Consider the following 13655-nt stretch of genomic DNA (forward strand, 5'->3'; position numbering starts at 1 on the left):
CTCAATTGTCATTGATGCAGCCGCTGCCTTGCACTTGATAGTCCAGCACATGTTCACGGCCCTGGTGGTCGAGGTAGTTGAGCTGCGCGGGGATCACGCCGCAAGCCTGGGAAATATCGGTGCTGGAGAGGACTTTGTCGACATCCAGGTGCACGTAGAAGCCGTTGGTGTCGTGAATGACCGTGCGCTCAGGCATTTCAGCGGCGAACACGGAACCGGTGGCGAGGAGGGCGGTGAAGGCGAGGATCAGGGTTTTCATGATGGGTCACTCGAGTCGTTGAAGTTGATCGGCGTTCTGGCCGGGACAACTTCAAGCTACCGGGCGATCCGCTCGGCAAACCGACAACTCGATGACAAATCTGTAATAAACCGAACCTGTGGGAGCCAGCGCACTCCCACAGAGTATTCAGCTGGCGTGGGTGCTGAGAATGCTCGCGATCTGTTGTGGCTGGCAGTTGAGGTACGGCGAGGATTTCAGCCACTGCTGATCCGGGTACCAGGAGAACATGAATTGGCCATTCTTCAGGCTGTCGATCACCCGTTTGGCAACTTGCGGTCGCACGGCCGGGCAACCCTGGCTGCGGCCCAGACGGCCGGTGCGTTTGCTCCAGAACGGGTTCACGTAGTCGGCGGCGTGGATCACGATGGCGCGGTCACGGGCCATGTCGTTGACGCCCGGTTCCAGACCGTCCATGCGCAGCGAGTAACCGTGGGTGCCCTGGTAACTTTCCTGAGTCCGGAACAGGCCGAGGCTGGATTGAAAACTGCCTTCACGGTTGGAGAACCGGGTGGCGAAGTTTTCCCCGGAGTTCGAACCGTGGGCGACCAGATCGCGCAGCACCAGTTTTTTCCGGGTCAGGTCGAAGATCCACAACCGGCGCTCGGTGGACGGCTGCGAATAGTCGATGATCGCCAGGTGACGGGACTGCTTCGCGCCGTTGTTGATCGCACATTGCATGGCGTTCAAGGCACCTTTCAGCGCCTGGGGATTGAGTTCCGGAGCGGCGTGCGCGAGGCTGGTGTACAGAACCGGCGAAGAGGTGCCGGCGGCAAAGGCTGGACTGGTCAGCACGCCAATGGCGGTGGCAGTCAGCAGAAGTCGGCGCAAAAACGTCAACATTTAACGTGAGTCTCCACTTGCTACTTGTTTGGCACTTAGGCTCCTGACGTCCAGTCGTCCCCGGCAGACCCGCGAATCGGGCCTGACTGTTCACCGCACCTGAGGTAAGGTTGACCGTCAATCAGGACGGCCATGGATTGGAGTAAAGCAGTTGTTCAAAAAGTACGCATGCTACTTGAGCATTTGTTTGCTCGCTGCGCCGTTTGTCGCTTGCGCCGAAGAGCCGTTGCCGGGACTCCCGACGCTGCCGCCCGTGCCGACGGAAATGCCCATCGAGCCGCAGAGCCCGCTGCAGGCTGCGCTGATCAGCCTGCCTCAGGCGTGCCCGACGATCGGCACCAGCCTCAGCGGCCCGGCGCTGGATCAGTTGCGCGCCTTCTACCAGCAGCAGGACTGGCTGCCGGTGTGGGCGGATGGCGGGCAATTGCCGGCCTTGCATGCGCAATTGCAGCTGTTGGCCGACGATGGCCTGAACCCGAAACGCTACCCGGTGGCGCTCACCGCGCCGCAGGACGGCGAACTGTGCGCCGACATCGAGATCAGCCGTTACTACCTGCAAGCCCTGCAGGATCTGCATTACGGCCGCCTGCTGCAATCGCACTTCGAACCGCTGTGGCATTCCGACGAAACGCCACGCGACCGTCAGGCCGAATTACTCGCCATCGCCGTACCGGGCGTGCGCAACGTTCCGGCCGCCTTCGATCTGGCCCGCCCGCAGCTGGCGCAGTACCAGAATCTGCGTCATCTCTACGCAGCTCAACGCCTGAAAGCCTTGCCGCAGTGGACATCGGTGGGCAACGGCCCGTTGCTGCGTCCGGACATGGAAGACAAACGCGTGCCGGAACTGGCCCGACGGCTGTACAGCGAAGGCTACCTGAGCAGTGTGGTCGGCACGCCGGACAACGCTTATCACGGCGTATTGGTGGAGGCGGTGAAGAGCTTTCAGGCCAACCATTCGTTACAGGCCGACGGAGTGGTCGGTCCGGGAACGATTGCCGAACTCAACATCAGTCCGCTGACCCGTCGCGAACAGTTGCGGGTCAACCTTGAACGTTTCCGCTGGATGGCTCAGGACATGGAGCCGGACGGTCTGCTGGTCAACGTCGCCGCTGCCGAACTGACGCTTTATCAGGGTGGCTTGCCGGTGTGGCAGACCCGCACCCAGGTCGGGCGCGCCGAGCGCCAGACCCCGCTGCTCAAATCCCGGGTCACGCGCCTGACCCTGAACCCGACCTGGACCGTGCCGCCGACCATCTGGAAGGAAGACAAACTGCCGGAGATCCGCAAGGACCAGACCTTCCTCAGCCGTCAGAACCTGCAAGTGCTCGACGCCAACGGCCAGCCGCTGGCCGCCGCCGACATCGACTGGGACAACCCCGGCAACATCCTTCTGCGTCAGGACGCCGGGCCGCGCAACCCGCTGGGGCAAATGGTCATTCGGTTCCCCAACCCGTTCTCGGTGTACCTGCACGACACGCCGAGCAAGGCGCTGTTCGACAAGGGGCCACGGGCTTTCAGCTCCGGCTGCGTGCGGGTCGAGCATCCGATGAAGCTGCGCGACTTCCTGCTCAGCCCGGCGGAGAAGGCGCGCACCGACACCTTGCTCGCCACCGGCACGACTCACGAGTTCCGGTTGAGCAATCCGGTGCCGATCCTCATGACTTACTGGACGGCACAGGTCGATGGCCAGGGTCGTGTGCTTTACGCGCCGGACATCTACAGCCGAGACAGCGCGTTGCTGGCGGGGCTGGACCGGGCGCATTGATTTTTGCGGTTTGACTCGCCTGGCGGCAGGTCATTTTTTGAGGAAGGACAGGATGTTTGTCTGTGTCCCTTTCGAAGCGGCGCCGCTCAGGATTTCGCTCATGGAAAACAACTTGCTGGGATTGTAGGTGCCGCCGTTGTAGAGCATGACACCGTTCACCGTTGCCTCGAAAAACGCCCTCCGGAGTTTCAGATGGCAAATACTGTTCTTGAGGTCAGTCAGGACGGCATCGGCACTGGCATTGACCAGATCGGACATGTTTCGGACGTCGAACAGCAGGATCTGCATGACCTTGCTCCCCATCAGTTTTTTTCTAGCCGTCAATTGATTCTCAATGCTGCGCCCGCCAAATCCCTTGTCTGTCCAGAAGGTATCGGACATATAGATTTTGAAGTTGTTGACTCGCGGCGTTTTCAGTTCGATGGCGTAAAAAACGCTGTTCAACATGACGAAATAGTCCGGGTAGGAGACTCTTCCCGCCTGGCAGTAACCTTCTGCCATCGGATTTTCTTCGCGACCGATGACCAATTCGCCACCGGAAGTTTGTCTGACAGTGAACGCCCCATCTCCGGTGACACCTGGCTCAGGAACAGTGCAGGTGCTTTCCGATCCCGGGTTGTAAGCGCCGAAATTTTTGTCCCGTCGCAGGAAGGTGTAGCCGACCCCCTGCAACACCTCATAGAGCACCGCTTGGGATTCGCTCTCTTTGATCACCGCCCGATGATGTAGATATAGCTCGTCGTCCCGCTGTTTGTATTCGGTCACTTCCATGGCCATCGAGGATGAGGCTGCTGCCGCCATCATCGGATCTGAGGATGAAGCGAACCCGAACGAAGGGCTTGATGATGGGGACGGGGTGGAAAATGGCGCGCCGATGAATGGCGCAGGTGTTGAAGAAAACGGATTCCCGCCGAGCGAAATTGAAGGTGGAAACGATGTGCCCGGCATATTCAACGGCACGGTGTTATGAGCGCTGTTGATGCGCACACAGGGCATGCTGCTGAGTGTGGAGGGCGGCATCATGTGGTGCTCGGATCGGATTATTCTCCGATTGCACTGGCTGCAAACCGCAAGACCCCATTCTGACTCGATGATCTTTTCATCACTGGCGCACCAGTGCATGCCTTCACATTGATAGAAATGTGTCATTCCCTGACCCTGCTGTTGTCACGCATGGAAGAAACCACGGCAGCACCCGTGGGATCTCAATCGAGCCTAGCAGAAGTTGGCGGGTGCGCACTGGCGGCGGAGGGTGAGCTTCAACGATTGGTGCGCTTCCAGAAGGACCGCGCCAGCCACGCATCCACGCTCAACTTGCCTGCCCCGGCAAACACCAGCGGCACCAGCGCAGCCAGATAAATCGCCGGCAGCTTGAAGTTGCCGAACCCTTTGTTGGTGATCGCGTAGCCCTGGGCCAGTTCACTCAGCGATGACCAGTCTGCCGGCCAGTGCACGGCAGCGGTGGCGACGACGGTCACGACGATCAGCGAAATCGCCGAAATCCGCGTACCGAATCCGACCAGGATTGCCAGTGCGCAGATCAGCTCGGCCCACATCGACAGCTCCCAGTTCAGCGTGGCGGGCAAGTGGTCGAAGGGAAACGGAAACCGCTCCTGAATGTCTTCGAACCAGTTCTGGCCGTTGAATTTCTCCAGCCCGGATTCGAAAAATTCCCAGGCGATGAACAGGCGAAGGGTCAGCGGCGCGAGCCACTGGCCGGCGCGGTCGAGGTTCACATGCAGGCCTTTGACGGCCGACGAGAGAGCTGTGGTCATGGGAAGGCTCCATTCAATCAAGGGAAAACGGGGCACTGACGTGCCCCGTAAAAAGGGTTATTCGCCGGCGCCGCACTTGCCTTCGCCGCATTTGCCTTCCGAGGTTTTTTCCGCCGAGTCGGCCTTGGCCTGGGTCTGGCTGTAGCCGTGATCCAGTTGCTTGACGCTGAACGCTTCCGAGGCCGAAGCTGCGTTGGACAGGGCCAGGCCACCGGCAAGCAGCAGGCCGAGAGTCAGGGAGGTTTTCGAGAGCTTGGTCATGGTGAATCTCCGATGCGATGTTTGAGTTCAAAGGCTTGATCGGGGCTGCCGATCGACAGGTTCATTTGAACGCCGGGCTGTATCGCTGATGTGTCGCGAAGGGCCGGATTTGTGCGCGGGATGTGTCGGGTAGCGGGCCGTACACACTGCGATACACAGACCCGGTGTGATTCGATTGCCGGGCGCAGCGTCTAGCCACGGTGTCCCCGCAATCCCATGGGGCGAGACTTCGGAACCCGGCATGCAAGCGCTGTTGAACGAGATCCTTGACGCTGTCCGGCCCCTGATCGGGCAGGGCAAGGTGGCTGACTACATTCCCGCCCTCGGCACCGTGCCGGCCAATCAACTGGGCATCGCCGTGTATGGCAACGACGGCGAGATGTATTGCGCCGGTGACGCCGAGACGCTGTTCTCGGTGCAGAGTATTTCCAAGGTGTTCAGCCTGGTGCAGGCCATCGAACATTCCGGCGAGGCGATCTGGGAGCGCCTGGGCCACGAGCCGTCCGGCCAGCCTTTCAACTCGCTGGTGCAGTTGGAATTCGAGCGTGGCCGCCCGCGCAATCCGTTCATCAATGCCGGGGCGCTGGTGATCTGCGACATCAACCAGTCGCGCTTTGCGGCACCGGCATTGTCGATGCGCGATTTCGTGCGACGGTTGTCGGGCAACCCGCAGGTGATGGTCGACGGCAAGGTCGCCGATTCCGAATACCAGCATCGCGCGCGCAACGCGGCGATGGCGTACCTGATGCAATCCTTCGGCAACTTCCACAACGACGTTGAGGCGGTGCTGCGCAGCTACTTCAGCCACTGCGCGTTGCGCATGAACTGCATCGACCTGGCCCGGGCCTTCTGTTTCCTGGCCAACGACGGTTTCTGCAAGCACAGCGGCGAGCAGATACTTACTCGCCGCCAGACCCAGCAAGTCAACTCGATCATGGCCACCAGTGGTCTCTACGACGAGGCCGGCAACTTTGCCTACCGCGTCGGCCTGCCCGGCAAGAGCGGCGTCGGTGGCGGTATCGTTGCGGTGGTGCCGGGGCAGTTCACTGTGTGCGTGTGGTCGCCGGAACTGAACACGGCGGGCAATTCGCTGGCAGGGATGGCGGCGCTGGAAATGCTCAGTTCGCGGATTGGCTGGTCGGTATTCTGAGGCCGTGTTGCTTTGAGGGAGGCCAACCTATACATTTTCCGGCCGCCCTCAATATGGTGAATCCGCTCCATGTCTCTCGCGCTCGAACGTCTCGTCGCTGGCACGCCTATCCCTTTCGCCGGTAACCGCGTCACCGTGGTCAGCCCCGAACTGGCCGAGCGTTTCCGACCCGGCGACCACCTGCTGGTGGAGCAGGTGAGCGGCGAGCTGTTGCTGATTCCGGTGGTGGATCAGCAGGCCGCATCGGTGGCGATCGAGCGTGCAGCGGCGGCGTTTACTGCGTTGTCCGCTGTGCCGGATGAGGCCATCAGCCGCTTCTTTGATCTGTTCGCGCAACGTCTGGAAAACCCGGACGCCTGGGCGCTGATCGAAACCGCCAACCTCGCCGACATCGAACGAGCCAAGGCTCGCGGTCGTTCCACTACCCGTTTGCTCGCCGACGAGCGCATGCGCCGCGACATGATCGCCGGCCTGCGCGCCTGGCGTGATGCGCCGGCCACCCGTGGCAAAGTGATCAGCAGCGTCGAGCATGACGGCTGGAAGGTCGAGCAGGTGGTGTCGCCGCTGGGCATCGTCGCATTCGTGTTCGAAGGCCGGCCAAACGTCTTCGCCGACGCCGCCGGTGTATTGCGCACCGGCAACACCGCCGTGCTGCGCATTGGCAGCGATGCGCTGGGCACCGCGCAAGCCATTGTCACTCACGCCTTGAACCCGGCGCTGGCCGATGCCGGTCTGCCGGCGGGTGCGGTGTCGCTGGTGGAGAGCGTCAACCACGCCGCCGGTTGGGCGATGTTCGCCGACCGGCGTCTGTCGCTGGCGGTGGCCCGTGGTTCGGGCCGTGCGGTCAGCCAGTTGGGCAGCATCGCCCAACAGGCCGGCACCGCCGTCAGCCTGCACGGCACCGGCGGCGCGTGGCTGATTGCTGATCGCGATGCCGACGCCAAGCGCTTTGCCGCTGTGGTGCGCAACTCGCTGGACCGCAAGGTTTGCAACACGCTGAACGTCTGCCTGATCCAGCGCGACCGCGCCGCCGAACTGGTGCCGCTGTTCCTCGACGCCTTGCAGCAAGCCGGTACCGCGCGCGGTCAGGGCTGCAAACTGCACATCGTCGAAGGCAGCGAAAGCTACCTGCCGAGCGACTGGCAGAACGCGACGGTCGAGGTCTATCGGGCCGAGGGTTACCAGACCGAAGCCCTGGCCGAACCCTTGCCGGAAGCGCAATTGGGCCGCGAGTGGGAATGGGAAGAAACCCCGGAAGCCAGCCTGATGATCGTCGACGATCTGGATCAGGCCATCGCGCTGTTCAATCGCTACAGCCCGCAGTTCACCGTGTCGTTGATCAGCGAAGATGCGGCGGTTCAGGAGCGTTTCTACAGCGCGGTCAACGCGCCGTTCGTGGGTAACGGCATCACCCGTTGGGTCGATGGCCAGTACGCGCTGAACAAGCCGGAACTGGGCCTTTCGAACTGGGAAAGTGGCCGGTTGTTTGCCCGCAGTGCGATTCTTTCCGGCGACGGTGTGTTCACCGTACGCAGCCGCATGACGCAAATCGATCTGAGCGTAAAACGCTGAACAGAACAACGCCGCGCCCGTCGCAATGACGGGCGCGGCGTTGTGTTTTCAAGCAGCATCGACTGCCTGACCGTACACCGCGCACGTCGACGGTTGCTCGGCCAGCGAGACGAAGGTACGGCGGTCGGCACTCAGCGCGTCGATCGAGCCGGTCTCGATGTCGTACACCCAGCCATGCAGATTCAGCAGGCCTTTCTCCTGGGCCAGGCGCACGCTCGGGTGAGTCTGGATGTTCGCCAGTTGCGCGATCACGTTTTCCCGCACCATCGAACTCAGCTTCGCTGCGTCATTGGCGTGCGGCCGCGATTCGTTGACCACTTTCGCCGACTCGGCGTGTTGCAGCCAGCCGCTGACGGCGGGCAGGTGATCCATGCATTTGCACTGGGCGATGGCGGTCATCGCGCCGCAATCGGAGTGGCCGCAGATCACGATGTCGGTCACGCCGAGCACGGCTACCGCGTATTCCACCGTCGCTGAAACCCCGCCCGGATGCGGGCTGTAGGACGGCACGATATTGCCGGCGTTGCGGATCACGAACAGCTCGCCGGGTTCTTGCTGGGTCAGCAGTTCCGGGACGACGCGGCTGTCGGAGCAGGTGATGAACAAGGTGCCCGGGGTTTGGGTAGTCGCCAGGTGTTTGAACAGTTCGGTGCGTTGTGGAAACGCCTCGTTCTGGAACTTCAGGAAGCCTTCGATCAGGTTTCTCATGGTGTGTCCTCTCAGTTCGAACAGCCGGAGCCGAATTCGCTGTATTGAAGAATGTGTTTTGCGCCGTGGCTGTCGAGGTAAGTCATCTCGACCGGCACTACGCCGCAGACGTCGGCAACCGGGGTGATGCTCACGACTTCAGCGATATCCAGAGACATGCCGTAGCGATAGGCGACGGCCTCTTCATCAGCCTGGGCCTGGGCGGCAAGGCCGGCGAGCAGGGCCAGGGTCAACAGAATTTTTTGCATGGGGCAGCCTCCAGACAGATGTGGTGACGACTTGGCAATTCAGGTTTTGGAGGGGCCCGTACGCGGGGTGCGGGCCCGGGATGGATCAGAACGGACGCAGCGGGAGGAACTTGCCGTCGAGGGTGACCACGGCGCGGGAACCGCCTTCAGGGTCTTCGACTTTCTTGATGTCGAGTTTGAAGTTGATCGCGCTGATGATGCCGTCGCCGAACTGCTCGTGAACCAGTGCTTTCAGCGTGGTGCCGTAGATCTGGACCATCTCGTGGAAGCGATAGATGGTCGGGTCGGTCGGCACACCGTCGAGGCTGCCGCGCAGCGGGATGATCTGCAGGGCGGCGACGTCTTCGGCGCTCAGCTCAAGCTTGTCGCCGACCACTTCGGCAGCGGCTTTCGGCAGTGGATGCTGGCCGAGGAGGGCGGCGGTGACGTAAGCCAGGCTCAGGCCGGTGCCGTCGGCCAGATCCTGCCACGACAGGTTTTTCTGTGCCTTGGCATCCAGGGCGCGGGTGGTCAGAGCGATGCGGCTGTCGTTGTAGGCTTGGGATTGCATGGTGCTTCTCCTTTCGGGGTTGGCTTGCTGTGTGGGATTCATCTTCTGCCGATTGATCCATAGCGTCCAAGACCGATATACAATGCAAAGCATAAGCACTGCCTATAGATGGAGCGTCCCATGCTGCTGCGACATTTGCGATACCTGTTGGCCGTGGCCGATCACGGCGGCTTCACCCGGGCGGCCGAGGCGCTGCACGTTTCGCAGCCGACCCTGTCGCAACAGATCCGCCAACTGGAGGAAAGCCTCGGGGTGGATCTGTTCGACCGCACCTCGCGCTCGGTGAAACCGACTGACGCCGGGGAGGCCTATATCGAATGCGCGCGACGGGTGCTGGTGGAGCTGGAGGCGGGCAAGCGCGCGTTGCATGACGTGAAAGATCTGTCCCGAGGCTCACTGCGGCTGGCCATGACGCCGACGTTCATGGCGTACCTGGTGGGGCCGTTGGTGCGCGACTACGTGGCGCGGTATCCGGGGATTCACCTGGAGATTTTCGAGCTGTCGATGGACGACATCGAGGCCGGGCTGGCGGATGACTCGCTGGATATTGCGATTGCCTTCACGCCGGTGCGCAATCCGGACATTGAGTGCATTCCGGCGTTTGTCGAGACGTTGGGGGTGATGGTCGGGCGTGAGCATCCGTTGTATGACAGCGCTTCGGTGCTGACGCCGGATGACATTGCGCAACTGGATTTCGCCTTGCTGGCGCCGGACTTTTTCACTCGCCTGTCGATCGACGAATACTTCCGCCAGCACGGCATCACGCCCAAGGTGCAGATCGAGGTGAACTCGGTGAGTACGTTGCTGGAAGTAATCCGGCATGCGCCGATTGCGACCATGTTGCCGGAGGCGATTGCGACCGAGGATCGCGCGTTGCGCCGGTTGCGTGTCGAGAGCGAGGCGCCGCAGCGGGGAGCGGCGTTGTTGCGGCGCCAGAATAACTATCACAGTGCGGCATCGGTGGCGTTCATGGAGATGGTGCTGGAAACCCGTTCATGAGCATTGTTTGCAAGCAATAAAAAGGGCCTGCTCCTTATCGGAAGCAGGCCCTTTTGTTTATTGAAGTCAGAACTCAGTAGAACCGATCAATCACCCGAACTTCGTTCTTGTTCTGCATCGAGTCCCACGCCTGTTTCAGCGTTTGCAGAACATTACCGATGAAGTCCTTGTCGGCCGCGGCTTTCTTGCCGACATAGCCGTGGCCGCGGCGGTACATCTTCAGGCGGGCCAGCAGGTTCTGGTTGTTCCGGTCGAACTCTTCTTCACCAGCATGGGGCGACAGGCAGTCGATATGGACCTGACCCGACTTGCTGATCCACAGAATATGGCTGTCGTGGCTGTCTTTTTGCGCAGCGAACATACGAGCCAGTTCTTCGATAGTAGGTTGATTGTTCAGATTCATGATATTGCCCCTTGACCAGTCTGGTGATCTTTCAAAGTTGATTCGCTAATACAGGTAGCCCATCGGTTAGTTGATCCCTGGCACCGAAACCAGGACGTCAGCGGTCGCCCGTATGAAGTACGGGGTCATGCGTCTGTTGCATGTAGTCGTGTTGAATAACTGCTACGCAATAGCGTCACAACGAGGAGAAGCAGCGAAAACCGGAAGGCTCCTTGACGACGTTTTCAGGGTCGACCACAAGCGTCTTGAGAATTTTCGCCAGCGCTTCTCGTCCTTGTACTGGACGTTCAGGCCAGGTCAGCTTCTTCAATCTGCCTTGTGGGCAGCGTGTATCCGGAAAAAACAGCTCGGCGGTCAGACGAGCTTGCTCAAGCGTGTTGCCAGTGCTCCCGATCGGGGAGACGTCTGCATCATGCAAAAGCAAAACGACGCCGTCAACGGTTTTGTAGTGATTATTTTTGGTCACTACATATTGTCGGACAAAGTCATTCTGGAATGAAAAAAGCGGCGTTCAGGCAGCGGGAGAAAGGCTGCGCAGGCAGTAAAACGTGCAGGGATAGCCGTCCACTGTTTTGGTCTGGCGGGTAAAGTCGCCGCCGCTCAGCTCGGGGGTGAGCCGGGCCCAGAACCGCTGTGCAGGCAGGTTGGCGTCGACATGGAAAATCTGCCATCGACCGGGCAAATGGCTCAAGAGGGCAGAGGCGACAAACTGCGCGACGCCTTGGCCACGCCAGCGTCGGCTGACGAAGAAGTAGCCGATGTTGTAGTCGGCGCCTTCGATGAGGAGGTGGTCATCCACGGTCACGAATCCCGCCAGTTCGCCGTCGACGTGAATCAGGAATGGTCGCGTCGCCGGCTGGCGCCAGTAACCGTCTTTCAACTGGATCGGGAAGAACCCATGCCCGCCGAGCTTCAGCGGGAGCCACTCGCTGAAGTCATAGGTGTAGAACTGCATCAGGTTTTCGAGGGTGTCCAGTTCGTCGCGCCGGGCGACGCGCAGTTCGATGACAGACATGCCGCTGACTCCTGACCATCACTGCAGAAACAGTAGCGTGCGGCGGGCTATTTGGCTGCCGGTTTCGCCGAGCGTTTGCTGGTTCCGGTGGTTTTACGCCGGGTGGTCTTGCGTTTGTTCTTCCACGGCGCAGCGGCCTTGCCGGCGGGCGGCGGGCCGCTGATGGTCAGGCTCAGCCCGGCGCAGCGGGTCACTTGCTTGCTCATCCACGCGGCCTGTTTGGTGACGAACTCTTCAAGACTCATCTCGCCGCTTTGCACCATGTCCAGCGCCTGCTCCCAGATCGCTGTGGTGCCGGGGTCGGCAATTGCGCGCGGCACGGCGTCGATCAGGCTGAACGCGGCAGGTGTGGCGGACAGCGCCTTGCCGTTCTTCACCAGATAACCACGATCCAGCAACCCTTGAATGATCGAGGCGCGGGTGGCTTCGGTGCCGATGCCGGTGGTGTCCTTGAGTTTCTGCTTGAGCAGCGGATCTTCCACCAGTTTGGCGACGTTCTTCATCGCCTTGATCAGGTCGCCTTCGGTGTAGGGCTTGGGCGGCTGCGTCCACAGGTCCTTGAGTTTCACGTCTGCGATTGCGCACTCGGCGCCTTGGGTGAACGTCGGCAAGGTTTGCGGGGCCGGCGCTTCACGACCCTTGGCCGGTGCCAGCGCTTCGGGCAACGCGCGTTTCCAGCCCGGTTCGATGATCTGCTTGCCAACCGCGCGCAAGGCTTCCCCGGCGCAATCGAAATCGGCCTGGGTGCGGTCGTATTCGTGATTGGGCAGGAACTGCGCCAGATACCGCGCGCGAATCAGCGTGTAGACCGCGCGGTGCTTGCCGGTCAGGCGTTCGAGATTTTTCGCGGCAGCGGTCGGGATGATGCCGTGGTGAGCGCTGACCTTGGCGTCGTTCCAGGCGCGGGAGCGGCGTTGCGGCTCCAGATGCTCGCGTAGCGCTTCGAGGCTAGGGTCGGCCTGACGCAACGCCGCGAGAATCCCCGGCGCCTCGCTGTGCTGGCTCAGGGGCAGGTAGCCGCAATCGCTGCGCGGGTAGGTGATGACTTTGTAGGTTTCGTACAGGGCCTGGGCGATGTCGAGGGTTTCCTGGGCGCCGAGGCCGAGCTTCTTCGAGCAGACTTCCTGCAAGGTGCCCAGATCGAAGGGCAGGGGTGCCACTTCGCGCATGCGCTCGGTGCGCAGTTTGACCACTCGGGCGCTGGCAGCGCTGCTGATTGCAGCGGCCGCTTGCTGAGCGAGGGCCTGATTGAGGCAGCGATCCTGATCATCACAAGCATCGCCCGGTGCACGCCATTGCGCGGTGAACGCTGTGCCGTTGTGCAGCAGTTGCACATCGATGGCCCAGTACGCCACCGGCACGAAATCGGCGATGCTGCGGTCGCGATCCACCACCAGCCGCAACGTCGGCGTCTGCACGCGGCCCACCGGCAGCACGCCTTGATAGCCGGATTGCCGGCCAAGCAGGGTGAACAGTCGACTCATGTTCATCCCGATCAGCCAATCCGCCCGCGAGCGCCCCAGTGCCGAGTGATACAGGCTGAAGGTTTCGGCGCCCGGCTTGAGCGCCGCCAACGCCTTGCGAATCGAGGCTTCGTCCAGCGCCGACAGCCACAAGCGGCGGATCGGCCCGCGATAGCGGCAATGCTCCACCAGCTCCCGGGCGATCATCTCGCCCTCGCGGTCGGCGTCGGTGGCGATGATCAGTTCGCTGGCCTCGCCGAGCAGGCGCTTGACCGCTTTGTACTGGCTGGCAGTACGCGGCTTGACGGTCATTTTCCATTTGTCCGGGATGATCGGCAGGTCCGCCAGCACCCAGCGCTTGTATTTGGCGTCGTAGGCGTCCGGCGGGGCGGTTTCCAGCAGGTGGCCGATGCACCAAGTCACCGTGACGTCCGTTCCCAGCCAGCAGCCGTCGCCCCGACGCTTTGCGCCGAGTACGGCCGCAATATCCTTGGCCTGGGAGGGTTTTTCACAGAGGTACAGCCGCATAACCACCGTCGTCGATCATTGCCCGAAGAGGCGCACAGGATGGCCTGAGTCGGGCGATCGGGCAACTTTTATCTGTATGGATATACAGATAAAAGGAT

General features: G+C 61.4%; 17 protein-coding genes. 6 read left to right on the forward strand and 11 right to left on the reverse strand.

The genetic code is table 11. The annotated features are described in order from the left end of the window. Position 1: 1 nt before the first annotated feature. Positions 2–259 carry a DUF2790 domain-containing protein gene (locus tag CAF90_RS00945; protein WP_085602814.1) on the reverse strand — a complete coding sequence of 86 codons (258 nt, stop codon included), beginning with the start codon at positions 257–259 and terminating at the stop codon, positions 2–4. 147 nt (positions 260–406) lie between these two features. Further along, complete coding sequence (locus tag CAF90_RS00950; RefSeq protein WP_007950579.1) at positions 407–1120, reverse strand: murein L,D-transpeptidase catalytic domain family protein; 714 nt, start codon at positions 1118–1120, stop codon at positions 407–409. 151 nt (positions 1121–1271) lie between these two features. On the opposite strand from CAF90_RS00950, the gene CAF90_RS00955 reads away from it, so the two are divergent. Next, positions 1272–2885, forward strand: a complete 1614-nt coding sequence (locus tag CAF90_RS00955; RefSeq protein ID WP_085602816.1) for a murein L,D-transpeptidase — start codon at positions 1272–1274, stop codon at positions 2883–2885. 30 nt (positions 2886–2915) lie between these two features. On the opposite strand, the gene CAF90_RS00960 is transcribed toward CAF90_RS00955, so the two are convergent. Further along, positions 2916–3656 (reverse strand): hypothetical protein, encoded by a 741-nt coding sequence (locus tag CAF90_RS00960; protein WP_085666530.1) that lies wholly within the window; start codon positions 3654–3656, stop codon positions 2916–2918. Between CAF90_RS00960 and CAF90_RS00965 the strand changes: the two genes are divergently transcribed. Continuing rightward, a complete protein-coding gene (locus CAF90_RS00965) occupies positions 3655–3855 on the forward strand; it encodes a hypothetical protein (protein WP_085602820.1) in 201 nt (66 codons plus the stop codon). The two genes, CAF90_RS00960 and CAF90_RS00965, sit on opposite strands and share 2 nt — an antisense overlap. 289 nt (positions 3856–4144) lie before the next feature. Here the strand turns inward: CAF90_RS00965 and CAF90_RS00970 are convergent, their stop codons facing one another. Both CAF90_RS00970 and CAF90_RS00975 read right to left on the reverse strand, forming a co-directional pair. Beyond that, the gene (locus CAF90_RS00970) at positions 4145–4660 is read right to left on the reverse strand and encodes a DoxX family protein (RefSeq protein ID WP_085602822.1); all 516 of its coding nucleotides are present in this window, start codon (positions 4658–4660) and stop codon (positions 4145–4147) included. A gap of 57 nt (positions 4661–4717) precedes the next feature. After that, on the reverse strand, positions 4718–4921 hold the full coding sequence (locus tag CAF90_RS00975; protein WP_007950576.1) for a hypothetical protein: 204 nt from the start codon (positions 4919–4921) through the stop codon (positions 4718–4720). Between the two features lie 241 nt (positions 4922–5162). Here CAF90_RS00975 and glsB point away from each other — a divergent pair, with 241 nt between their 5' ends. Continuing rightward, a complete protein-coding gene (gene glsB / locus CAF90_RS00980) occupies positions 5163–6071 on the forward strand; it encodes a glutaminase B (protein WP_085602824.1) in 909 nt (302 codons plus the stop codon). A gap of 69 nt (positions 6072–6140) precedes the next feature. Continuing rightward, on the forward strand, positions 6141–7643 hold the full coding sequence (locus CAF90_RS00985) for an aldehyde dehydrogenase family protein (RefSeq protein WP_085602827.1): 1503 nt from the start codon (positions 6141–6143) through the stop codon (positions 7641–7643). Positions 7644–7691: 48 nt separating this feature from the next. On the opposite strand, the gene CAF90_RS00990 is transcribed toward CAF90_RS00985, so the two are convergent. The 3 genes from CAF90_RS00990 to cynS form a co-directional block, all read right to left on the reverse strand. Next, positions 7692–8351 (reverse strand): carbonic anhydrase, encoded by a 660-nt coding sequence (locus CAF90_RS00990; protein WP_085602829.1) that lies wholly within the window; start codon positions 8349–8351, stop codon positions 7692–7694. An 11-nt stretch (positions 8352–8362) separates the two neighbouring features. Beyond that, complete coding sequence (locus CAF90_RS00995; protein WP_007950572.1) at positions 8363–8599, reverse strand: DUF2790 domain-containing protein; 237 nt, start codon at positions 8597–8599, stop codon at positions 8363–8365. 85 nt (positions 8600–8684) lie between these two features. Then, entirely contained in the window at positions 8685–9149 is a 465-nt protein-coding gene (gene cynS / locus CAF90_RS01000; protein WP_085602831.1) for a cyanase, read from the reverse strand. A 120-nt stretch (positions 9150–9269) separates the two neighbouring features. Here cynS and cynR point away from each other — a divergent pair, with 120 nt between their 5' ends. Continuing rightward, on the forward strand, positions 9270–10148 hold the full coding sequence (cynR, locus tag CAF90_RS01005) for a transcriptional regulator CynR (RefSeq protein WP_085602833.1): 879 nt from the start codon (positions 9270–9272) through the stop codon (positions 10146–10148). A 73-nt stretch (positions 10149–10221) separates the two neighbouring features. On the opposite strand, the gene CAF90_RS01010 is transcribed toward cynR, so the two are convergent. Further along, the gene (locus CAF90_RS01010; RefSeq protein WP_085602835.1) at positions 10222–10551 is read right to left on the reverse strand and encodes a hypothetical protein; all 330 of its coding nucleotides are present in this window, start codon (positions 10549–10551) and stop codon (positions 10222–10224) included. Between the two features lie 127 nt (positions 10552–10678). On the opposite strand from CAF90_RS01010, the gene CAF90_RS01015 reads away from it, so the two are divergent. Then, on the forward strand, positions 10679–11050 hold the full coding sequence (locus tag CAF90_RS01015) for a hypothetical protein (RefSeq protein WP_052026217.1): 372 nt from the start codon (positions 10679–10681) through the stop codon (positions 11048–11050). Between the two features lie 12 nt (positions 11051–11062). On the opposite strand, the gene CAF90_RS01020 is transcribed toward CAF90_RS01015, so the two are convergent. Further along, positions 11063–11566: a GNAT family N-acetyltransferase gene (locus CAF90_RS01020; protein ID WP_085602839.1), complete on the reverse strand. Its 504-nt coding sequence runs from the start codon at positions 11564–11566 to the stop codon at positions 11063–11065. Between the two features lie 47 nt (positions 11567–11613). Beyond that, positions 11614–13557 (reverse strand): DNA topoisomerase III, encoded by a 1944-nt coding sequence (locus tag CAF90_RS01025; RefSeq protein WP_085602841.1) that lies wholly within the window; start codon positions 13555–13557, stop codon positions 11614–11616. Positions 13558–13655: the final 98 nt, after the last annotated feature.

This window comes from Pseudomonas sp. B37(2017), assembly GCF_002112885.1.
GTDB classification, from domain to species: Bacteria; Pseudomonadota; Gammaproteobacteria; order Pseudomonadales; family Pseudomonadaceae; genus Aquipseudomonas; species Aquipseudomonas paraglycinae.